The organism is Bradyrhizobium sp. CCBAU 11361 (genome assembly GCF_028128935.1).
GTDB classification, from domain to species: Bacteria; Pseudomonadota; Alphaproteobacteria; order Rhizobiales; family Xanthobacteraceae; genus Bradyrhizobium; species Bradyrhizobium niftali.
Window position 1 is genome coordinate 17890 of sequence record NZ_LBJZ01000172.1, and the last position, 22697, is coordinate 40586.

Annotated in this window: 17 protein-coding genes and 4 pseudogenes; 12 read left to right on the plus strand and 9 right to left on the minus strand. The window is 58.5% G+C overall.

The genetic code is table 11. The annotated features are described in order from the left end of the window. Nucleotides 1-40 precede the first annotated feature (40 nt). From XI08_RS19045 to XI08_RS19055, 3 genes are all read left to right on the plus strand, one after another. On the plus strand, nt 41-841 hold the full coding sequence (locus XI08_RS19045; protein WP_271575558.1) for a nodulate formation efficiency C protein: 801 nt from the start codon (nt 41-43) through the stop codon (nt 839-841). 1414 nt (nt 842-2255) lie between these two features. Then, nucleotides 2256-2966 (plus strand): thermonuclease family protein, encoded by a 711-nt coding sequence (locus XI08_RS19050; RefSeq protein WP_246740373.1) that lies wholly within the window; start codon nt 2256-2258, stop codon nt 2964-2966. A 10-nt stretch (nt 2967-2976) separates the two neighbouring features. Then, a complete protein-coding gene (locus XI08_RS19055) occupies nt 2977-3717 on the plus strand; it encodes a carbonic anhydrase (protein ID WP_161536440.1) in 741 nt (246 codons plus the stop codon). Between the two features lie 747 nt (nt 3718-4464). Here XI08_RS19055 and XI08_RS19060 read toward each other — a convergent pair. The 3 genes and pseudogenes from XI08_RS19060 to XI08_RS19070 all read right to left on the minus strand — a co-directional run bounded on the left by XI08_RS19060 (nt 4465) and on the right by XI08_RS19070 (nt 7852). Next, on the minus strand, nt 4465-5619 hold the full coding sequence (locus XI08_RS19060; RefSeq protein WP_271575559.1) for an 8-amino-7-oxononanoate synthase: 1155 nt from the start codon (nt 5617-5619) through the stop codon (nt 4465-4467). Between the two features lie 1253 nt (nt 5620-6872). Further along, nucleotides 6873-7131, minus strand: a pseudogene (locus XI08_RS19065) (branched-chain amino acid ABC transporter substrate-binding protein); the annotation flags it as partial. Between the two features lie 586 nt (nt 7132-7717). Beyond that, nucleotides 7718-7852: a recombinase family protein gene (locus XI08_RS19070; RefSeq protein WP_246740669.1), complete on the minus strand. Its 135-nt coding sequence runs from the start codon at nt 7850-7852 to the stop codon at nt 7718-7720. A gap of 10 nt (nt 7853-7862) precedes the next feature. Between XI08_RS19070 and XI08_RS46350 the strand changes: the two genes are divergently transcribed. Further along, nucleotides 7863-8036, plus strand: a complete 174-nt coding sequence (locus XI08_RS46350) for a hypothetical protein (protein ID WP_371740340.1) — start codon at nt 7863-7865, stop codon at nt 8034-8036. A 1030-nt stretch (nt 8037-9066) separates the two neighbouring features. Here XI08_RS46350 and XI08_RS46355 read toward each other — a convergent pair. Next, nucleotides 9067-9249 (minus strand): hypothetical protein, encoded by a 183-nt coding sequence (locus XI08_RS46355; protein ID WP_333939020.1) that lies wholly within the window; start codon nt 9247-9249, stop codon nt 9067-9069. Between XI08_RS46355 and XI08_RS19080 the strand changes: the two genes are divergently transcribed. Next, the gene (locus XI08_RS19080; RefSeq protein WP_246740375.1) at nt 9178-9483 is read left to right on the plus strand and encodes a hypothetical protein; all 306 of its coding nucleotides are present in this window, start codon (nt 9178-9180) and stop codon (nt 9481-9483) included. The genes XI08_RS46355 and XI08_RS19080 overlap by 72 nt on opposite strands. A gap of 464 nt (nt 9484-9947) precedes the next feature. Here XI08_RS19080 and XI08_RS19085 read toward each other — a convergent pair whose 3' ends face one another. After that, the gene (locus tag XI08_RS19085; RefSeq protein ID WP_161536441.1) at nt 9948-10595 is read right to left on the minus strand and encodes an FkbM family methyltransferase; all 648 of its coding nucleotides are present in this window, start codon (nt 10593-10595) and stop codon (nt 9948-9950) included. A gap of 486 nt (nt 10596-11081) precedes the next feature. On the opposite strand from XI08_RS19085, the pseudogene XI08_RS19090 reads away from it, so the two are divergent. The 3 genes and pseudogenes from XI08_RS19090 to XI08_RS46365 all read left to right on the plus strand — a co-directional run. Continuing rightward, nucleotides 11082-11434, plus strand: a pseudogene (locus XI08_RS19090) (IS66 family transposase); the annotation flags it as partial. Nucleotides 11435-11596: 162 nt separating this feature from the next. Then, nucleotides 11597-11769 (plus strand): annotated as a pseudogene (locus tag XI08_RS46360) (transposase DNA-binding-containing protein); the annotation flags it as partial. Continuing rightward, on the plus strand, nt 11749-11973 hold the full coding sequence (locus tag XI08_RS46365) for an IS4/Tn5 family transposase DNA-binding protein (protein ID WP_246740376.1): 225 nt from the start codon (nt 11749-11751) through the stop codon (nt 11971-11973). The pseudogene XI08_RS46360 and the gene XI08_RS46365, both read left to right, overlap by 21 nt. 15 nt (nt 11974-11988) lie before the next feature. Here XI08_RS46365 and XI08_RS19100 read toward each other — a convergent pair whose 3' ends face one another. From XI08_RS19100 to XI08_RS19110, 3 genes are all read right to left on the minus strand, one after another. Beyond that, nucleotides 11989-14142 (minus strand): peptidase domain-containing ABC transporter, encoded by a 2154-nt coding sequence (locus tag XI08_RS19100; protein WP_161536442.1) that lies wholly within the window; start codon nt 14140-14142, stop codon nt 11989-11991. 29 nt (nt 14143-14171) lie between these two features. Then, nucleotides 14172-15257, minus strand: a complete 1086-nt coding sequence (locus XI08_RS19105; protein ID WP_161536443.1) for an HlyD family secretion protein — start codon at nt 15255-15257, stop codon at nt 14172-14174. Between the two features lie 175 nt (nt 15258-15432). Next, entirely contained in the window at nt 15433-15576 is a 144-nt protein-coding gene (locus XI08_RS19110; RefSeq protein ID WP_161536444.1) for a hypothetical protein, read from the minus strand. A 1089-nt stretch (nt 15577-16665) separates the two neighbouring features. On the opposite strand from XI08_RS19110, the pseudogene lptD reads away from it, so the two are divergent. From lptD to groL, 3 genes and pseudogenes are all read left to right on the plus strand, one after another. Then, a pseudogene (lptD, locus tag XI08_RS19115) lies at nt 16666-17165 on the plus strand (LPS assembly protein LptD); the annotation flags it as partial. 670 nt (nt 17166-17835) lie between these two features. Further along, nucleotides 17836-18150, plus strand: a complete 315-nt coding sequence (locus XI08_RS19120) for a co-chaperone GroES (protein WP_097669955.1) — start codon at nt 17836-17838, stop codon at nt 18148-18150. Nucleotides 18151-18233: 83 nt separating this feature from the next. Beyond that, nucleotides 18234-19874 carry a chaperonin GroEL gene (groL, locus tag XI08_RS19125; protein WP_271565542.1) on the plus strand — a complete coding sequence of 547 codons (1641 nt, stop codon included), beginning with the start codon at nt 18234-18236 and terminating at the stop codon, nt 19872-19874. Between the two features lie 837 nt (nt 19875-20711). On the opposite strand, the gene XI08_RS19130 is transcribed toward groL, so the two are convergent. Then, on the minus strand, nt 20712-20978 hold the full coding sequence (locus XI08_RS19130) for an integrase core domain-containing protein (protein WP_442869841.1): 267 nt from the start codon (nt 20976-20978) through the stop codon (nt 20712-20714). 163 nt (nt 20979-21141) lie between these two features. Between XI08_RS19130 and arfA the strand changes: the two genes are divergently transcribed. Beyond that, entirely contained in the window at nt 21142-22680 is a 1539-nt protein-coding gene (gene arfA, locus XI08_RS19135; RefSeq protein ID WP_271565541.1) for an arabinosylfuranosidase ArfA, read from the plus strand. Nucleotides 22681-22697: the final 17 nt, after the last annotated feature.

Consider the following 22697-nt stretch of genomic DNA (forward strand, 5'->3'; position numbering starts at 1 on the left):
TGTTGATGAAAAACCAGATAGGCCGACGGTTGTGAAGAAAATGTCTGGAAGACGCGCGCTATGGTTTTGTCTTGGTCCATCGCTGATCTGCCTGGTCGGACTGGCTGCGACGAGCAACAGTGTTCGTGCCAACGAAAGCGCCCTCGTCGAAAGAGTCAAGTCCACGTGGCGAGCGCAAGACGGTGAGACGATAGAACACATTCTCTCCAACGTCTCGAAGGTCGCACAGTTCGTCCCTCGAACGTGGGGCGTTGCTGAAGGATTTGACCGAGATGAATATGTTTTCGTTTCCTGGACCAGGCACCGGGACAATAAATCAGACGAACAGTACGTTATCACCTGGAAGATCGCATTCGACGGAACGATTCAACTTGCGTCGACCTATGCAAAGCCGATGGAATTGGGCTGGCGCGCCCTGGCGCTCTCGTTGATCGCCAGTGAAGTCGCGGATGGCGAAAGGGACGCAAATCATCGCTTTCTGCATGACCTGGCCAACTTCAACTTTGTCACGACCACGCGAGGTCCGCTCGGCAATCTTCTGCGGCAGGGCCGCTGCACTATCGTCGAACCTGTTGGAGTGGACTACTTGCCGAAGCCGAATGATAAGCCGACCGAGAAAGGGGGTCTGTGGCGCGTTCTGCTTTTGGTGAACTGTAATATCCCCGGGCCCCGCTTTTTTACTCACAACGGGGTCATCATTTTCGAGAAGAGCGAAGGATACGATTGGGAGCCGCAATCCTTCTTTGCCAAGCGTATCGCGGCGTTCCCTCCCGGCTCCTGGTTCGATCGCATAGAGCCAAAGGAATGGGAAGAGTTAGACGGGCGCGACAGGCCTCGGTAAATAGTCGCGCAGAGCAGGATCGCGCCGCAGCTCTTTGGGCGCCGAGCGCCTCAGAGCAACTGCAAAACATATGCGCTCCAAAGTCGCGGTGTTTACGCCTTCGCAACAGTCGCGAGCCTTCGGCCCGTGATCGGAGCGCGCGCAGAACCTATTTCCCTGACCCGTTCGCGGGCTCGATTTTGACAACGACAGCGTTCACGAACGACACGGTCGTGCCGTGGCGCCGCTCACGATGTTGAAGTCACTCGTTCCAGGGCCTACAAGAAGGACGGTCAGGCACTCGTCGCACAAAAGAACGGAGCTATCGTTCGCCGCCTGGTGGGCTACGGGCGGCAGATGACGGGCTGCCCCAGCGAGGCCTGTTCGATATGGGTGATTTGCCGATGGGACGCCGCCCGTACGGATGATCAACGATACACGGTGAACTTCAAATTCACGTTCAAGGAGGGCAATGTCCTGCCGTCGCCCGATGAAGCCGGCCATTTTGTACGAGGGCCCGGTCGGATCAGCTGATCTGCTGGGCGAGCATAGAGCACGGCCCGATCGAGCGTCGACGATCGATGATGCTTGCTTCTCAAGAAAAGCGGCAGTTGGTCCGCGTGGCGCGTCAATATGCGGTCAGTACCACGAAAGAGCGGCCGCCCATCGGGCAGCCTGGGTCATGAACAATCCGGTCCGATTATACGAACGGTGCGGCAGCACCACGTACGATTATGTGGAGCTCGGAGGTGCGAAAAGCCATAATGTGATCGGTATCAACGACCATCCGGCTGGCTGTACGAAAGAGAGCTCCAGGTTTTGCAGGGTTTGCGCAACGAGATTCCGACTCATTTACGCAGCGAGGGGTGAGCTGAACTCCTTGGCGCCTTTGTCCAAACCGGTCAGAGGAAGCGAGACCATATTTCTACATCGGTCTTTTCGCGACAAGAATTTTACGACGAACTGTCATCACCGTCGTCGAAACCGTCGGCAGCCTTCTGTCTGCCGATGCAGGTTGGCACGAAGCGTAGCAAGGTCGCTCCTCCACGACTGACTTGCGCTCGACCGCCGAAAATTCACAGGCGCTTTTGTTCAAGCGCGTGAGAAACAGCGTTCCGAGGTCCGGCTTTCTCCTGCATCTTCGAGCGATGGGGATCTCCTCCTCAGGTCGTCAGGGTGCAGTGCGCGCCGACTGAGAGAGACCGGCGAGCCTCGAAGGATACCGAGACACGCACACCGTAAGAAATCGCTTGAACCTCACGCTGCGTCAGGTCGTAGGTTGGAAATCACGACCAAGCTTTCATAAAGCACACGTCGAACGATGCTGGCCCAATAACGGACATGGTGCGGTCAAGCAGTCGAATGTGGCGGCGCCGGATCGTGCGTGAACATGGACCAAGAACGAAAGGTTAGTGTCGGGATGAAACACCGCCGAATGATGGTCGCATTGCTCGCCGTCATGACATCTCCGGCTTGCGCGGCGAAACTCAGCGACGCTCCGCGCATCCTCGACGGCAATACGATCGAGATCGAGCAAACCAAAATACGGCTCTCAGGCATCGAAGCTCCTGCGACTGATCAGATTTGCGTCGACGCCCACGGCCGGAAATGGGCTTGCGGTGTAGCGGCTCGCGACGAGCTTATCAAGCATTCAAAAGGACGAACGTGGGATTGTCATACCACAGGAGTTGATGAGTACAGGAGGTCACTCGGCACTTGCTTCATTGAAGGCGAGAATGTGAACGCCTGGATGGTACGCTCGGGCTGGGCACTTTCGTCGGGTCGATCTAACCCTAACTACGCCATCTATGAGTTGGTGGCGAGCACAGCCGATGTGGGGCTGTGGTCGGGGGCGTTCATCGCGCCTTGGGACTGGCGTCGCCGCAACAAGTCGACGATCATCGTCGGTGCGAGCTCGGTTCCGATCAACGCTCGGGAACTCCTGCTCGGTTCCACTCTGTTATCGGACCCGCCCTCGCCCGAGTGTCTGATAAAAGGCACCGTGGACCGCAACGGCGAGCGCATTTATCACCTGCCCGGACAACTCAGTTACGAACAAATCGACATAACGAAGATGCCTGGTGACCGCTGGCTCTGCAGCGAAGCGGAAGCTGAAGCCACCGGGTGGCATAAAGCCGTGCGATGAGGTGAAGCACATGCATGCAGGCCGTTCTCCGAATATGTCCTATCCGACCAAGATCGCGCCTTCGCGCCGCTCGCTGTTGCTGTTCGCTGTTTCGGCGAGTTGCCTGCGGCTTGCCAACATTGTTGATGCGAAGGAAGCAAAAGCGCCGCCGAAGCCAGATAACCTGCTCTCGCCGGATGCTGCGCTGAAGCGGCTGATGGAAGGGAACGATCGCTATGTCCAGGGCACTTCACGAGGCGACGATTTCAAACGCGAGCGCCAAGTCTTGGTCGATGGGCAAAATCCTTATGCGGCGGTTCTGAGCTGCGCCGATTCTCGCGTGGCGCCTGAACTTGTCTTCGGCAGCGGACTTGGTGATTTGTTTGTCTGCCGTCTCGCCGGCAACTTCGTCAACGATGACACGCTCGCCAGTGTGGAATATGCGGTCGCCGTGCTGAACACGCCGCTGATCCTGGTACTTGGTCACGATCATTGCGGTGCGATAGACACCACGGTCAAGTCGCTCCACCACGATAAGCCACCGCCGGGGCACATTTCATCCCTCGTCGCTGCGCTTGCGCCTGCGGTAACGGCATCTCGCCAGCAAACCGGTGACACGTTCGCCAATGCAACCCGACAAAATGTAATCGATAATGTCAACAAACTCAAATCGGCGGGCCCGATTCTGAACGCGGCAGTTGAGCAGAACAGACTGAAGATCGTCGGGGGCCTGTATCGGCTCGACACCGGCAGGGTCGATTTGCTGAGCTAACGCTGGCACCTTCGGGCGGCCGGCTAGTCGTTTGCCGCCTGATACAGGGCTTCGGTCGAGTTCTACGTAATCACTCGTCCATCGGCTGCATCAAATGCACCGAATACAATTCGCTCCACAAATGTCATAGCTTCGGGAAGACCTTTGGTATGCGCGGCCTCTTAATTCTCCTCGTATTCTACGTACTCATGTTGGCAATGCGAGACCAGCACCAAGAAACACTCATACCGCGGCCGACAGCATCCATACCTTCACGTTGATCCGCCAAGCCCACAGAGGTGGTTCAAGAGGCAGATTGCGGTGCGAGGCATGCGCTGGGGCTGAGCTCTCGGCCTCAGGACACGCGACAATTCCGGCAGACCCTCACCCGCGATCCGGCAAGCCACCTATGGTTCTGCTTATAATCACCAGCCTCAGTCAGGGCCGAAGATCACATAGAGCAGGATTACGACCACGACCACTGCCCAGCCGGCCGATGTAAAGAAAATTGCTACTCGCGTCGGCATCGGACGATCTCTCCTGCATCAGATTTTTGGAGACCGCCAGTCTCGGAAAAGCAGCCTCGTTGCATCTGCTTGGGAACGCCTCGACGTGCCATCCAAAGAGCGTTCCTGGTTCTGCGCAGGCCGGGCTTGTCATTGCGATTTGAAGTGCGCATCGAAATGGAGCATCTTCGCGCGCCGACGCGCACCTTTGAAAATCGCTTTGCCGATGCGGACATCAGCCCCATGATCGCGGCTCGCGCCGTCATCGCACGTCGCCCCAAGTCTCTTCGACCAACGCATCAATCATGTCGGATACATCAACTTGCCCGACGTTAAGCGTCAGCGAGATCCGCAACCTTGCCGTTCCCACAGGCACTGTTGGCGGCCGTATCCCGCGGATATCAAAGCCGCGCGCCTGTAGTGCAGAGGCGAGCCGCATCGCGCGGCCGTTGTCACCCACGACGTAAGGAATGATCTGAGAGTTCGAACGGCTCGGGCGCCCGCACACAACGAGCTGACGATGTGTAAAGTCGATCAGATCGATAAGGCGTTGCTGCCGCTCGGGTTCCTCCTGCAGGATCAAGAGTGCTTCTCGCACCGCGACAGCCATAAGGGGTGATGCCGCGGTGGCGAACACAAATGGACGGCACCGATTGACCATGAAGTCGCGCAATACGCCGGAAGCAGTGACGAGCGCGCCCGCCGCGCCCAGCGCCTTCTCGCAAGTGTGGATCACCACCAGATCTTCGCGCCTCTCATAGGAAGCGGTGAGCCCCCGGCCCTGCTCGCCGTAAACGCCTGTGGCATGAGCCTCGTCCACGACCAGGAACGCCTCGTAGCGCTCGGCCATTGCGACCAGATCTTTAAGCGGCGCGAAGTCACCGTCCATACTGTAGAGGCTCTCCACCACGATCCAGATGCGCCCCATTCCGCCCTTGGCGCGCCAGTCGCTAGTCGTATCTGCAACCGACTGTAGATCATTGTGGGCGCTTATCCGAAACTCGGCTCGACCCGCTCGCGCGGCTTCATGAATGCTGGCGTGCACGAGCGAATCGAGAACGAGCAGATCGCCCCGCTGCGGCAGCGTCGTCAGAACAGCGAAGTTTGCGATATAACCGCCGCCAAAGAACAGCGCTGTCTCCGATCGGAAGAACTGCGCCGCCTCGGCTTCGAGAGCTTCGTGCTCCTCGCAATTGCCGCGCAGCAGCCGTGACCCACCAGCTCCGATCGGCGTGCCGCCCTCAAGCGCGGTGAACAAAGCCTTTTTCATACGCGGCGCGCTCGCCAGGGCCAGATAATCGTTCGAAGCAAAATCGGTTCCTGCGCGTGGCATTAGGCCGCGCAGTCGATCGCCTCGTCTCAAGGCTTCCAGGGCCGCGGCATAGCTGTTAAGCTTGCCTATATAGGTTGGGTACATTGATCAATCCGCCCAATGCCATCAATCGTGAAACGACTGTGATGGCTACAAAAAGAAGATGAAGGATCCGCCGTGCACTTTTTCAGCCGGTCGGACGTAACTGTCTCCCATCAACCAGCACGATGCGCGGCCTGCACGTTTTTCCCGCCCCGAAGGACTCATAACTGCAGCCAGTCGCGCGCCCATTAATCGCCACCATGATTGGCGACAGGAGTGCTTCGATTACGTATGTGACAGCGCTTCGGTTTCGATTTTGGCAGGTCACAGCGTGTCCGTTGATCAACGATCCCGCCCCCCGCGACAGCGCGCGGTCGAGCCTTCGTCGCACAAACTTGCTCGTGTCACCGGCGCGCGACACATTTGTAGGAAGATCGAACGCGCGCTGGCGAAGCCGGGCGCAGCCGGTGCCATCCGTTATTTGCTGCCGCCCGGAAAACAAGTCTCCTGTTGGGGTGCATGTCGCGACCAAGCGCACTCCTCAACGCCACCAAACGGCACATGCTTGACGCCATTCCAGAGGAATGACGGTTAGGCAGAACCAGCATACCTAGGTCACCCTCGACACGCTCGCCCATGCCGGTGATGCCGCCACTGCACACCTTGATGCCAGCGCCACGCGGAGACACCTGCGCCCCAGTTCTTTGCCCCTAAGGGCCTTTCCAAAGGCGCGCCGAAGGAAGGAACCGGTGCGGTGCGGGCGATTCCTCCCCGCATGCTTATTTGGCAGATTGCGCTTCGGCAGGCGCGCGCAACCTTCGTACTGACCGGACAAACGCACACTCTCTCAGCGAGAGTGGTCTGATCGTCTCAGAAGCGTACGGTGCGTACGGGAGCGAACTGAGAAGATCTCCAGTTTCGGTATGCCGAACCACCGGCCGTCTTGCCGCGCGTCACGGCAGCCGCACCAGCATTGCGATGCGGCCAATCTCACGATAGTGATCTGACAGATTTGCGACACCAGCTTCGCATCCATGCTAAGTTACATCGTCTCGTTCGCCCAAGGATGCGGCTCACATCGATGAGATCGTCGAAGGTGTGGCTGTTCTCACCACAATCCCGCATGCGCGCCGCTCGAGATCGCACCCAATCGCAAGACGGGCGCGCGTCCGTCCCTTTAGTACAATATTTTCGCTATTTGCACCAGCACACCTGACAATGGAGCCCGATCAGGTCGTGTTGCGCTTAGCAGCCGGGAGACGCACGGGAGTTCAGTCGCTCTACCGGATGGCTGTTGGCCCAAACCGCGACAATCTGGCGACCTTCTCCGCTACCGATCGCGCCTCCTTGGGATCGCAGCCATACGATGTCGAGGGCGAGCGTCTTGCCGAGTACGCCGCGGGAAGCGTTAATCTGCTCCGCCGCCATCTCTGCCGTTCTTCATTTGTCGCCCGAAGGCGGACTCGCTCCCTGCTATCGATCTAGCGACGGCGATGGTGATATCCTCCAACATGCCGCGGTGGACGGCGCAATCGCTGCTCCAAGTGCAAAGCCGATCAGCTTGAGCGATGTCAACCAGTGGCGCGTGTGGTCAAACCAGCATTCTTTGAAAGTGTTGGGGTGAACGCGGCCCAAGCGCGAAGTGAGCAAGACGTGCGAGGTTCGGGCACGATCGCCCCGGATAGGTCACTGTGTTCCGATTGACATTCCATCTTGCTGCCATGGTGGTTGAAATGCGCGTGTCTGCCCCTGTACCGGGCCTGCCGGGCGGACGTCGCTCGCCCCTTTTAGCGACAGTGGCTTGGAAGGTTCGTGAGTTGAACCGGGAGTCGTTGCGCTGAAATGCAAGTGGATCGTGCTCGACACGACAATGATCAAGGCAGTGGGCGTAGAGGCTTATGAGAGCTCGCTATGTTGGCGACTGGGAAGGGAATGCTCACGGATATACCGCGGGGTTTTTGAGAAGCGGTTTTCCTCAAGGGTCGCTCTCTCTTGGCCTTTAAACAAGGCTGGCAGGCCGCCAGGTCCTCCAGCGGCAGACCACATCATGACGCAGGTCTGGCAATCCGTTGCTGCGGGGCGTGCGGAATTGCTCGTGGATGAACCATTTCATGGAAAGCCTGGTATGCTGCACTTCCGAGCAGGAGTCCGACGGGCGCTGTCACAACCAACTTGCCCGGCGCGCCTTCTCGTAGCGAGCCGAGAGCGAGCGCTGGCGCAACAGATCCAGCTCGTACTCGTTGAGGCTGCCCTTGAGCCCGAGCAGCAGGGGCGTCGTTGCCGTGCCTTGGCGCATAGATGGTCTCTTGATCGACCAGCACGGTATCGACCACGCGGCACATCTCGATGAGTTGCTGCCTATCCCGGCTGTTGCGGGCGAAGCGCAAGACCTCGCGGGCGCAAACCGCACCAACCTTGCCGAGGCAAACCTCCGCCACCATTCGCTCGAATCCGGTGCGTTGTATGCCGCCGGCCGCTGAACGACCGAGATCATCATCGATCACTTCAATTTTCCGACCACTGGCGGATCACTTAGCTGCCTGTGACAGCTCGGCGACTTAAATTTTATGCGGATCAGCTCACAGGCCTTGAATCGCACGTAGCGTCACGTTGTACATTTCGAAGTAACTGATGAGGATGCCCGGCAAGTCAGACCGGCCCGCTGTTTGCTGCCATCAGTGAGACGATGATACCAATGCGGTCGATGTGTGTACAGCAGAGGGCGACGCAGGTGGCCCAAACCCCGCCTGCGGGATCGCGCGAACGGGCTCCGAGTGCTCGCATGCGAACGATGACAGCCGCGGGGGATGCTGGGCTGCTGCGCTCTGCGGCCGGCACGTTGAAGCCGTTCGAACAGCCGCGGATCGTCTCTGTTCGGCGCTGCTCATTTAATCAGCATGACTTTGACGATCCTCAGGGCAGCGGAGACCCCCCTCCAAGGTCTGTGCGAGCCAGTGTTGAGCCGCATTCCATCAATATCGTCTTGATAGAGAAGGAAACGACGACAGATTTCTCGATCATTGATCCTCTCGCAACTTGAATTTGCGGTAAGCGTTTTGCCGCAAATAACCGTCGGCAGGTCCTCCCTCTGTCGACGACTGACTTCCGCCCGGCCATCGAAATGAGGCCGGGCTTTTTTTGCTACCAATGAACGACAGTTTGGAGTGTTCTGGCCCGCCGTGTCTGATGATTGATGATTGGACGATTAGGGAGACAGAGACAAGCATAAGCGATCGATTGGGATGATAGTTCGTCACATGCTGAAATCCTGATCCGATCCTGACGCCCGAGCTGCTCTTGCTGCTCGCCTCCATGGGCACGCGGACGCCGATCGGACCGGCCTGAAATTGCGGTTGATCGAGCGGCAACTCCGGACGACCTCGATCAAGCTGACAAGCGCGGCATTGAAGGGGTCGAGGCCTTCCGCCGGAATTCAGTACTTCCGACGTGAGCGGCCGCCGGCCTCTTGCACGTCGTAAAACGGCGTATGGTCGCCGAACTTGGAGACGATCACGTGCGCAATGGCCGCCTCGGTCGACAGTCTGCCGGGCACGACATGCTCCGTCGCGTGTGCCTCCGATAGCGCCCGAGCAGCCACGGCAGACGTATTTTGGGCGGCGCGTGACCAAAAATCCGCCGTTGCGCCGGGATCAGGTCGAGGCGTTTACTGAGGTGCTCGCCGATCTTCGTCATGGCGCCGCAGCCGCACGGACAGAGCGTGCTCGCAGCCTCGATGATCCGCTCCACCTGGGGCACATGAGCAGGCAAGCAGCCGCGATTGCGATCACGATCTTGATCCGATCCGGCGCGCGATCGGCCCCTGATGATCGCCGCCGCCTTCTCCTGCACCGTGTCCAGGACGCCTTGCGGGACAATCGACTTCGGCAGTTATGCTGGACCCCTCACGGCAATCTTGATCCGGAATGAACAACATGCTTCAGCTCGCTTTCCCATTGAGACAACAATAGCGACGTCAAGCGCGTGATGAAATCTGCCCATCTCAAGGAGCTAGGAGAACTGATGCAATTGCTTTGGCATTTGTTCGAAGCAGTGCACCAGCTTCCCAGAGGGCCAGACCATACAGCAGCCGTTCAGACGATCAAACGCCTCGAGCGCCGGCTGACAGTGTTGATTCAAGCCTCTGCTCGAGCTGCCGACCGCGAAGTCGTCGGTCGCGCCGGCTCGGCTAAATAAATGATTGTCAGAAACCCACCACCCGCCCGACGCGGACGTCGCGCGCGGGGTTTGCAATGGCAGCCGGAAACCGGAGTGCCCGTCCGGCTACCGATATCCCCTGGCCTTATTGATCACCAGTTGTGCAGCTTTGGGTGGCATAGAGCGCACCAGTCACGTCTTCCAGCGATGAGTGAGGCGCTCGATATGAGTAGCCACTAGAAGCGCGTATTTTTGAGCAATACATCACCTTCCACTGCGCGTGGATAGTGGGCCGCCACTTCGAATGATGGTAGCAGGTCCAGAATGGCTTGCAGAGACAACTGCCCTTCGTAGAGCTCGCGGTCGCTATATTCCGTGTAGATGAAGCGCGTGTTGCTCAAGGTCCGCATGCCGCCGGCGATAACATCGGCTTCGGCTCCCTGGACATCCATCCAGATGAAATCGACCGTGTTCAGCTTGGCATCGCTGCACCAGTCGTCCAGCCGCCGCGTTTCAACCGAGACAGGGCGATCGAACCGAACCCAATCATACTCGGTAAGATGGTTCTTCGGGCGGCGTATCGAGCCGGAGAGGTCCCATTCCTTCGCATCACCATCTGCATTGCTTGGATGGAAGTCGATCATCCCGTTTCGATCACTGATGGCGATTTCAAGCAGCTTCAACCTATTGAGGGATGGGCCCAGCTTCTTCTTGAAGCGCGCGATCGCTCTGGGGTCCGGCTCAAAGCAGTAGAGCTGAGCTTGCGGGCACAGGTTGAGAAACTGTTCCGTATCGGTCCCGTCATTGCAGCCGATATCCAGGATGACCGGATTCGGCTTCTGAAGAAGTGAAACGATGTGCTGGTGTACTTCTACAGACGACACAGGTGCTTTATCCCTTGGGCGCGGAGATCGGGTGAATTTCGACTTCGAAGCCGCAATCACACGCCAGACGCGCCGGCACAACGTATATCAAGGTATACAATGCATATGTCCGTCAGTTCCCTTGATCCATGACGGCTATTTGGATGCCATCGACATCAAAAGGGAACCTGTCGGACCGGGAGGTGCAGCGACTGCCTGGAATGGAAATTGCCACCCAGCGTCGGCAGACGCGCCCTCTGTGAGCCAGATCGTCGTCTGCGGTTCTTTTTCGGGGCGGCCAAAAGATGAGCTTCGCTCGAATGTCACCTGTGGCTATTCTCCCTGGAGCGTGCCGGGCAGAGTGATCTCTCGTGCGCAGCAATAGCCTATCACCTAGATCACAGTTGCGCGAGATATGCTCTGCCGGCTGACGGCCGCCATCTCAGATTCGGCTGACGCAATGTGCGAGCAGCTCCGGACGATACCTTCCTCGGACTCATCTGCTCTTTGGAGAAGACCATACGCGGATCCGCGTCTCGACGCACGCGTTTGCTGCAGCAATCCTCCGCAGCGCTCGTCGCAGATCTCTTCGACTTTCTGCAGCAAACCTTGCAGCGGATCTCCGGCAACCCAAAACTGGCGGAGCCAATCCGTTATGGCGTCTCGAGGGTTGCCATCTTCGAACGCTTCCTCACCGACGGCCGCATTGAGCTCGACTGCAGCATCGTCGAACGCGCACCGCCACAAAAATTACGGGAAAGCTCTTCGCGGGCAGCGGCGGCGGCGGACAAACCTGGGCAACTATCGCAACGCTGCCGCAAACAGCGAAAGTGGACGATGTCGATCCGTTCGCCTGGCTCGCCGTATTGCCAACTGTTTACCGAGGTTGACGGCCTCAGCTTGCTTTCAATTACCCACATTTGACATCGGATTTGAGCGAGGCGCCGCGGGCGAAATCTTGAATCGCTAGAATCTGTTGTGATTCGTTGTTGAGCACCTGATTCGGAAGCGCGGAGTATTCGATGGGCTTGGTGAAAGAATGCGCGGGGGCGCGTGCTCAGCGATTGACGACCGGTATCGAGACATGGGTTGATCGGGAAGTTGCGGGATTTGAGTTTAAGGATGAGCGGCTTGGTCGCCGGTTCTGCAAACTTCTCGCCAAATCGGGCGCGACATGGGTCAAAGCATCCCGCTGGTTTATCAGGATTGGGCCAACACGAAGGCCGCCTATCGCTTCTTCTCCAACGAACGGGTCGACGAGGCGGATATTCTTTGCGGTCATTTCGAGGCGACGCGCGGGCGCGTAGCGGCGACGGAGGGACCGATCCCCGTCCTCCATGACACGACGGAATCTTCAGGCTCTAAAGCCAGCGAACGATTCCGCCCAATTTGGCGATGAGCCATCTTCTCAACTTTAGCCTCCGCCGATTTGCGTCTGCCACAAGCGAGCATAAGCGCTTTCACCAAGCAGATCAGTATGCCTGCCCTCCGCAACGATGCGGCCCCTGTCTAAGACGACGATCTTGTCGGCATCACAGATGGTGCTGAGTCGGTGAGAGATGACCACGATGGTCTTGCCGGCCCGACGCAAATCCTGGAGGAGCCGGTGCACTGTGGCTTCGGCAACCGGGTCGAGAGAGGAAGTCGGCTCGTCTAGGATTAGGATTGCCGGATCCCGATAGAGAGCTCGCGCCAACGAAAGGCGCTGCTTCTCGCCGCCAGAGAGCCTTACGCCGTTTTTGCCCAGATAGGCCTGGAAGCCTCCGGGCCAACGCTCAATCACCTCCCGCAGCCCAGTTTGATCGCAGATTTTCATGATCCTGTCGATCTCCGGCTCGAACTCGCCAAGTGCGATGTTCTCGATCACCGAGCCCGAGAATACGTCCGTTGACTGCGGTACCGAAGCAACAACGTTACGCAGGGATACGGTCGATAAGTCTTTGAGATCATGGGGGCCGATCCGGATGCGCCCACCCTCGAGCGGGTAGATGTTCTGCAGCAGCGCGGCAAGGGAGCTCTTGCCGGAGCCGCTTTCCCCGACCACGGCCGTCATCTCGCCTCTGCGGAACGTGACGCTGAGGTCTTGAAATAGCTTGGGCTGGGCGCCGTGACGGAACGTGACATTCTCGAAGATGATATCACCGAGACTTGATTTCGTGACATCAGCGCCTCCGTCACGCGCCGGCTCAAGGTCAAAAATCTCAAACAGGCGATCCGCCGCGATAAAGGCGTCCTGCACAACTCTGTTAGCTTGGATCAGGTTGGCGACTGGGCGGGTGATATAGCCGAGCAGCGCATAGCACGAAAGTAATTCACCCGGAGTGACGGTCTGATCCAGAACAAGCGTCGTCCCGAACCACATTAGCAGGATCGTCAACAGAGTTGAGAGGAACGAAGAAGCGTTATCTCCTAGGATCGAGATAAGGCCGGCACTGTAGACTGACTGCAGCGTCTTAACGAAGCGGGTCTCCATCTTAAGGCAGGAGCTGTTCTCCATCCCGAATGTTTTGATCGTAGAAACAGCTCCGAGCGATTCCACCAATTGCGCCTCCAGATCGGCGGCATTCTCCATGATTGCGCGCTGGCGCTTGCTGTTCAGCCGATTAGTGGTCCAGTATACCAGCGAATATAGTGGAACCGAGATCGCCACGACCACAGCGATCTTCCACGAGTAGAGGAACATCAACCCGAACGAGAACAGTATGACTAGGATGTTGACGAACATCGTGATGGAGACCTCGTTCAAGAAGCTCCTGATTTTCACCGCGTCGTTCATCCGGGAAACGATTTCTCCCACTTGCATACTATCGAAGAACTTTTGGGGTAAGCTTAGGATGTGATTGTAGTAGCTGAGGATCAAGCACACATCGATCTTCTGCCCAGTTTCCAGGGCGAGCCGGCTTCTAAGGAGACTGATAAGGATTTGTGGCACCAGGATCAGCAACATCGCGACGCTCATGAGGTTGAGCAAGTTGCGGTTGCCCGATGCAATCACGTGATCGACGATCTTCTGTACGTAAATGGCCGTCGAGAGTCCCAGAATGGTGGTTACCAGTGCGCCGACGAGCGCCTGCGCCAGCGCAGCTCTGTGCGGCGCAAGCAGTCGGACGAAGCGAAGAAAAGTTGAGGTGGTCTCATCGCGGCGCTTGAAGGTATCTGCCGGAACCAGGAGCACCAGGACACCGGTCCACTGCCCTTTGAATTCTTCATGCGACAGCTTTCGAATTTCACCAAAAGCTGGGTCCATCACGGTGACGCACCTCGCGTCGATCGCCTGGACGACCACGAAGTGATGCAGGACGTCCTTGACGATCACATGCGCAATAGCGGGCTTCGGGACCTTGTACAAGCTGTCGAAGTTGCCCTTGACACCTTTAGCAATGAAGCCCAGCTTTTGAGCCGCGTGCAAAAGACCCGCCACCGTGGTGCCGGAGCGGTCGGTTGAGGCAAACTGTCGGATACGAGACAAGGGCAACTTGCAGCCATAGAAGGCGCCAACAGAAGCAAGGCTGGCTGCCCCACAATCCGTCATGTCCCGCTGCTTCAACTTGATGATCTGTCTCGACATTGGCTCACTGGCTCTCGAATAATCAATAGTTAGCGGGCAGCCAGGAGCGGGTTGAGCCAATCGTCGACCTCAGTGTAGAGGAGTTGCAGTAGAGTGCGCTCAGCCACGAAAAAGCGGGCTCGCACGGTCATGCCCTTCTTCAGATGGCCAATAATTCCGTTTTTGAGTGCAAGGTAACTGCGAGAGAGCGCGCAACGGACCTTGAAGACCGGGTTCTTGTCCAGGAGGATGAAGTCCTGCGCCACGTTTAGCACTTTCGCGTCGATTCCCCCCCACTGATTGTAATTGAAAGCGTCGACCTGGAGCCGCACCGCCTGCCCCTGCTGCACGAAGCTGATGTCTTTGGGAGAGACGTAAATTTCTGCCACCAGTTCGCCTTCAGGCGATATCCAACCCACGGTTTGCCCTGCCTGGACGTAGCCGCCTGGCGACAGGCCAGAGAATTGCTCGAGCGCGCCGGACACGGGAGCGCGAATGCGGGTCAGGTCGCGTTCGCTCTCAAGTTGGTGCAGGCTCGCAGTGAGCTCCTGAAGGCGGAGGTTCGTATCGAAGAGTTGCTGATTCCATTCGGCGGATTTGCTCCGTGCAAGGATCTCGCCTTTTACTTCGAGGCTCTGCAGCGCCAAGGTCTTTTCCTCAACCGCCTTGGCGGGCGCTGCAGCAACGGAGAGGAGGCGCTTGGCCCGATCGAGCTCCACCGCGGCATTGCCGCGGGCATATTGGTTCTCCCGCAACAGATTGAGAAAATGCAGCCGCTCGGCCTCGGCGGCCTCGGTCCGGAGGCGGATGGGAGGGGCGAACTGCGCGCCAGAAGAGATCAGGGTCTGGAGGTCGATGGCACGATCTCGCTTCAGACGGATTTCGTCCGTTAGCGTACCGATTTTTTCCTCAATGACCTTGTCGTCGAGAACTAGGATCTCCCGGCCTTGTTCAACGCGATCGTTCTCGACCGCAAGAACCCGGGAGATGCGCCCGGAAAGCGGCGCAATCAGGGGAGTCTTCTCCATTGTGGGACGAATAGTACCGGCACTTTGAACAGAAAGCGTGACAGTAATGATCGGCAGCGACGACATGGTCGCAACGACAGACAGTACTATCAGCTTGTAGATTGCCAAAGATCGCCCTGATCCTCGCGACAGAATACTCTCCGCAGTGCAACCGACCACTTCCGGAGGCAGTAACTCATCAGTCATAGTAGTCACGCTATATGGCGATTAGCAGGCCCAACATGCAGATCTAGCTTGAGCACCTCCGAGGGATGCACCGCCTCTTATTCACCGGACCAAACGATCAACGCATTATATCCCATGCAGCTACAGCTGCGAACACCGCAATAACTGCTGCAAACAATCCGAGAACCCACCCTCCCGAGATCGCAGCTGCTTCGCCAGCGGTGAGTTCGGCCAGATTGAAAGATGGCACATCGAGCTTCATTGTTTGTCTCCTCCTGAATGGGGAACGGTCGGCTCTGCAGGTCGGCGGCTTGCTCGGTCACCGAGAGAAGTTAAGAAATTCTCAGACCCTCAGCGCCCACATTTGTCCTGCTCCAGAGCGACGGACTGTTAGCGGACGCACGTTGAAGAGGATATTCCAACCGTAGCTGCGGCGCGAAAGCGTTTCCGTCCCGTACAGAAGTTTCTGCATCATGAGGCGAGCCAGCCTGGAGGACAGGTATCTGCGCCACAGACTGGCTCACCAAGTTACTTTTTGCGCACGCTACTTATGCACTCGGAGTCGGAGGCGGGCAGTAGATTGGCTCGACGATGATATAATTACCCTCCGGATTTGGCCTAACTACCCAACCGCACGGATCTTGCCCTCCCGCAGCAGCACACGCTTCTTCGAGAGTCAATTCGGTCACGTCATAAGCTGACATATTCATGCTTTTTCCCTTCGCGTAGTCGGCGGTCAGGAACTGCTGCCGCCGACGCAGGATAATCAAATCTCGTGCCAAGCGCTCAGGAAAGCCAACAAGCTCGGGAAAGCCAAAAATAAGCGGCTCTGCGTCTTCAGAGGCTTAACCGAACTGTGCTGCAGGCCGCGCGAACATTACGTCGCCAATGCGACTAATCAGTCGCGAACACAACAAGTGTGAAGAAGCCGGTGAGCATCCGTATTGGGCGAGCCGGCTACCCGAGAACTGCTGGAGCGAATTCCCATCAGCACCGCTGGCCGGCCTTTGCGCGTTCGTACTGGGGCGCGCAATGGCCAGATCGAGGTCGGTGCGGATCATTCTTCAAGAACTCCCGCGCTCTTTCCCGCACCGCTGTCTCCGCTCCATGGCACGAATCTTGGTTTTCTATTTGCGCGAGGCGGCAGGCGTTGTCGGCCAGCGTCTCGCCGGACCTTCTTGTTTGGAAAGGAGACTCTGATGAGGACCAATATGTCAGCTTAGCGTGTAGCCTAACTAACCCGCGAACCAGCATCTGCAACTTCGGGAGGGTCGATATCGTTGGGAGCATTTGCCTGAATTTTGGGGCTAGCAGGGGCTGCAGCTGCAATTATAAAGCAGATAGTGCTTGGCTTGAAAGTCCGATCCTGGGTGGCGAGTTCAGCTGCATGGTGGACTTCACTAACCTGACCCGCAAAACAGCGGTGTTCGATCCGATGACGACACTCGCCAACGCCAATGGTCTGTGCACGACCGCGTCCACCGATCCGATGGCGCGATTGCCGTCGCAGCGCTTGCTGCGCGGCATGCCGGGGGCCTATACCCGCCTGACGGCCGAGGCGCAGTGGCGCAAGCCCTTGCACGCCGTTCGTCAGTGTCCGCGCCGGGCATCAATGCCGACATCTCGAGCCAGCCGGGCGTTTCCAACTACCTGCCGGTTGGCAGCACCCAGACGGTCCGCCTGATGCCGACCGTCGGCTTTGAATACCGCTATCCCCTCATAAATGTGCAGCCACGGGGCACGACCGCCGTCGAGCCAATCGCGCAGGTCATCATCCGGCCCGACGAGCCCCACACCGGCAAGCTGCCGAACGAGGACGCGGAGAATTTTGTATTCGACACCTCGAGCCTTGTTCGCGGTCGTATGTCGACGATTGCTTCGTACTGGCGGCAAACTACGTAAGTTCCTACAACTACTCCGCTGGTTCGGCATCGCCCGTGCTGAACAACACCTGCCTGCTCACTCTCGGTCTACGAACGATCGGGGTAAATTCAGTCAGTTTTTGAGCGACCGTGCCACGGCTGGACATCAACAATTCGATACAATTCGATGATGGCCTCTCTTGGAGCACGCCGCCTGAGTTTTTGAGATAGTTGGCATACTTGTTATTGTGCGCGACTTCGTCAAATTCATCGAGCGCCGATCTTCGATGAGTCTTGTGCACCGCACGCTTCGTCGGCGTCAGCTCCTAGATGCTGCCGTCAGACGAAGCAATCATGTGCATTCCGGCCACCGCCGTCGAAACACGCGGCGCTTCTACCGGTGTAACGGCCGCCAGGCCAATGTTGAGGAAGGTTCAATCTGGGTGTTTCGACGAAACGCAATGTTATTTTCGTCACAGCTTGGCGGGCCGTGTACCTGAGGGCGTTGGCTTCCGGACAAAGACACGCGCAGGCCAGGCAACGATTCAGCAGAACTGCAGGGATGGATCGTTCAGCTCAGTTTTGGCCTGACTCTTGCTACAATTGGGCTGGTCACAATGTGCCTATCACCAACTTGCTCAAACGCTCAGGAGACCTGTATGACTTTCCGTCCGCTTCACGACCGCGTTGTGGTCAAGCGCATCGACGCCGATGAGAAGACCGCTGGCGGCATTATCATTCCCGACACTGCCAAGGAAAAGCCCTCGCAGGGCGAAGTCATCGCTGTCGGCCCCGGTGGCCGCGACGAGACCGGCAAGCTGATTCCGATCGACATTGAGGTCGGCGACCGCGTGCTGTTCGGCAAGTGGTCCGGCACCGAGGTCAAGATCGACGGGCAGGACCTGTTGATCATGAAGGAGAGCGACATCATGGGCGTTCTCACCGATGTGTTGTCCAAAAAGAAAGCCGCCTAACCCAGCGCTCGCACAGCTCACCCCTGACGAGCGCCCACCGGGCGCGCTGAAGGATCAGAAACTAAGAACTGAGGGAATTCTTTATGTCACCGAAAGAAGTCAAATTCGGAGTGGACGCGCGGGACCGCATGCTGCGCGGTGTCGACATCCTCGCCAATGCCGTACAGGTCACGCTCGGTCCGAAGGGCCGCAACGTGGTGCTCGATAAGTCGTTCGGCGCGCCTCGCATCACTAAGGACGGCGTTGCCGTCGCCAAGGACATCGAACTCGACGACAAGTTCGAGAACATGGGCGCCCAGATGGTGCGCGAGGTGGCTTCGAAGGCGGCGGATGCTGCCGGCGACGGCACCACCACCGCGACCGTGCTGGCCCAGGCGATCGTGCGCGAAGGCGCCAAGTCGGTTGCCGCCGGCATGAACCCGATGGACCTGAAGCGCGGTATCGACCTCGCGGTCGAAGCCGTGGTTGCGGACCTGCAGAAGAACTCCAAGAAGGTCACCTCGAACGAGGAGATCGCCCAGGTCGGCACCATCTCGGCCAACGGCGATGCCGAGATCGGCAAGTTCCTCGCCGACGCCATGAAGAAGGTGGGCAACGAAGGAGTGATCACGGTCGAGGAGGCCAAGTCGCTCGAGACCGAGCTCGACGTCGTCGAGGGCATGCAGTTCGACCGCGGCTACATCTCGCCCTACTTCGTCACCAACGCCGACAAGATGCGCGTTGAGATGGACGATGCCTACATCCTCATCAACGAGAAGAAGCTCTCCTCGCTGAACGAGCTGCTGCCGCTGCTCGAGGCCGTGGTGCAGACCGGCAAGCCGCTGGTCATCGTCGCCGAGGACGTCGAAGGCGAAGCCCTCGCCACCCTGGTCGTGAACCGCCTCCGTGGCGGCCTGAAGGTCGCGGCCGTCAAGGCTCCGGGCTTCGGCGATCGCCGCAAGGCCATGCTGCAGGACATCGCGATCCTGACCGGCGGCCAGGCGATCTCGGAAGACCTCGGCATCAAGCTCGAGAACGTCACGCTCAACATGCTCGGTCGCGCCAAGAAGGTGATGATCGACAAGGAGAACACCACCATCGTCAACGGCGCCGGCAAAAAGGCCGACATCGACGCGCGCGTGTCCCAGATCAAGGCGCAGATCGAGGAGACCACCTCGGACTACGACCGTGAGAAGCTCCAGGAGCGTCTCGCCAAGCTCGCCGGCGGCGTCGCGGTGATCCGCGTCGGCGGCGCGACCGAGGTCGAGGTAAAGGAGCGCAAGGATCGCGTGGATGACGCGATGCACGCGACCCGCGCGGCAGTCGAGGAAGGCATCCTGCCGGGCGGCGGCGTCGCCCTGCTCCGTGCTTCCGAGCAGCTCAAGGGCCTGCGCACCAAGAACGACGACCAGAAGACCGGCGTCGAGATTGTGCGCAAGGCGCTGTCCTGGCCGGCCCGCCAGATCGCGATCAACGCCGGTGAAGACGGTTCGATCGTGGTGGGCAAAGTTCTCGACAACGAGCAGTACTCTTATGGCTTCGATGCGCAGACAGGCGAGTACAGCAATCTTGTCTCCAAGGGCATCATTGACCCGACCAAGGTCGTGCGCATCGCGGTCCAGAACGCCTCCTCGGTGGCGGCGCTGCTGATCACGACGGAAGCGATGGTTGCCGAGCTGCCGAAGAAGGCCGCGGCTGGTCCAGCAATGCCTCCGGGCGGCGGCATGGGCGGTATGGACTTCTGATCCACCTCTCAAAGCGTCGATGACATGCAAAACCCTGGCAGGAATGCCAGGGTTTTTTGCTCCGCGGGAGCTTGCAAATAGCCCTTGCAAGCCGCCCCGAAGGCCCAACCCATCGGCCTATCGATATGAGCGGCGGTTGGGCCCAGACCTAATTTACTTGTGACTTTTCCCTCGGCGGCGACAGGGCCTCGGCCAAGGTAAAACGGGTCCAGCACTGCGATGGAACCGGGCCTATCGCTATTTGACTCTCACGAAGCTGCCTCTGCTCATCCGAGTGTTGAACCCTTGGTCTGCGGCATATCCGGTGCTGCCTACCCGCTTTCGACCTTCTTGCGTACTTTCCTGTCCTGACGCGTAGTCCCAAGCGCCCAAATGCCCTTTCCTGGAGCTTCGCACTCACATCTCATGGCCAGAGGGCTCGTTTGAAAGCAGCGAGAATGCTCATTGTCAAAAACCACACAGTATCCTGCGGAAGTGCCATGATTAGTGTACGCTTTATTTTGTCCTCGCGGACGGGCTCCGCTTCGCCTACGGGGGCCCCCTCAACTCCGCTGCAGCGTCCTACCATGGATATCTGTTTTAGAGAGAGTGTGTGTCGGCAGGTCGTGCAATTGATGCTGTTCCAGGCAGATCACGGGGAATGACTTTTGAGGAAGCAGCGACACCGAAGTTTGGACCGCCCAGAAATGGAGTTTTACGACTCTTGTAGCGAGACCGAACTTTGGACCAGCCAGAACTAGAGTTTTGCGCCTCTCATCACGTTGGCGGGCTGGTGGCGCCGGCGTGATTCTGCAGCAAAATCGGCGGTCTGCTGCCGAATGCCCCCTGGGGGCGTTCTTACTTGGAGTACTTGCACCAAGTCTCCACCTTCCCCTGGGCGGCTGCAAGGCTGAGTAACGAATGGGTGTTGAGGCATTCGGCCCGGAAGCGACCCTCGAGGACCTCGATGAACGCATTGTCGTTTGGCTTGCCGAGCTGCGAGAAGTCCAGCGTGACGCCACGCTGGTAAGCCCACGTGAAGATTGCACCACACGAACTCGCTGCCCTGGTCGACGCGGGTCGCCGCCGGGCGATCCACTTCCTTGCAGGCTCTTTCCAGCCCACGACGTCGCTGCCGCGGAAGGCTCGCGCTCCGCAAATCGCTCAATATTTGCGGATCGGCTTCATGGAGCTCTCTCCGTGCAAACGGCACGAATCTTGATTCGTTTCTTTCGCACAGCAGCAGCCACCTCGTAACTGTCATCACCCCAAGCCGCCCGAGAAGGACATGAGGAAAGCCAAAGTTCTGATCGACCGCGACTTCACCATTGGTTACACCGACCCTCGTCTTTTTGGTGCTTTCATCGAACATCTGGGCCGATGCGTCTACGGCGGCATCTACGAGCCCAACCATCGGACCGCAGACAAGAGGGGTTTTCGGAAGGACGTGCTGGCGCTGGTGAAGGAGCTCGGCCCGACCCTCGTTCGATATCCTGGCGGCAATTTTGTCTCCGGATACAACTGGGAGGACGGCGTTGGGCCACTGGAGACGAGGCCGGCGCGCCTCGACTTGGCCTGGTTCAGCACCGAGCCGAACAGCTTCGGCACCAATGAATTCATGGACTGGTGCAGGGCCGCCGATGTCGCGCCGATGATGGCTGTCAATCTGGGGACACGCGGCGGCGATGCCGCTCGCAATCTGGTCGAATACTGCAACCATCCCGGAGGAACTGCGTGGTCGGAGCTCCGCCGCAAGCACGGCTGGCAGACGCCTCATGGGATCAAGCTGTGGTGCCTCGGCAATGAGATGGACGGGCCCTGGCAGATAGAGCAAAAGAGCGCCGCCGCTTACGGGGTAGTTGCAAGAGAGGCGGCCAAGATGATGCGGCGGGTGGACCCTACCATCGAGCTTGCGGTATGCGGTTCATCGTCGCGCAAGATGCCTAGTTTTGGCCAATGGGAAGAAACGGTCCTGGAACACACCTTCGATTACGTCGACTACATTTCAATCCATACTTATCTGGAGAACTACAGTCAGGACACCGCATCGTTTCTCGCGAGCACCGACCTGATGGACAGCTTCATCGATGAGGTCGTCGTCCTAGCTGATGCGGTTGCGGCCAAGCGGCGCTCCAAAAAGCGTCTTATGCTGAGCTTCGACGAATGGAACGTCTGGTATCGAACGAGCAACGAGGTTGCCCCGGTAGACCGCTGGCCAGTGGCACCCCCCATTCTTGAGGAACTCTATACGATGGAGGACGCGCTCGCCTTCGGCGGCGCCTGCATTTCCCTGCTGAATCACGCCGATCGGGTGAGAGTTGCCTGTCTGGCGCAACTCGTGAACGTCATCGCGCCGATCATGACCAAGACAGGCGGAGGTGCGTGGCGCCAAACCATCTTCTTTCCTTTTGCGCATATGAGCCGCTTTGGCCGCGGCAGGATTTTGCGCGCGCAAGTCGAGTCGGAGGCCTACTATGCGTCGTACAACAATCCTGACGGTAGACCGGCCGACACCCTTCCAGCGCCCGACGTACCGTATCTCAAGATAGCGGCAGTCGCCGAGCAAGGCGGCGGCTTGTCGCTCTTTCTGCTCAATCGTGATCTGAAGCAGGAGATGGAGGTGAGCGTCGAGGCTAGAAGCTTCGGTCCCCTGACAGTTCACGAGCGGCTCGAGCTCCGGCACGATGATCTGATGGCGGCAAATACCGAAAATACGCCGGACAAAGTCAAGCCGGCGCCCTTGCAAAGCGTGGCCTTTGACCGCGGGAGGTTGCGGGCGAGACTCAAGCCGGCGTCATGGAATGTGATCTACCTGGCGGCAGACTGAGAAGATGAAGGATCCGC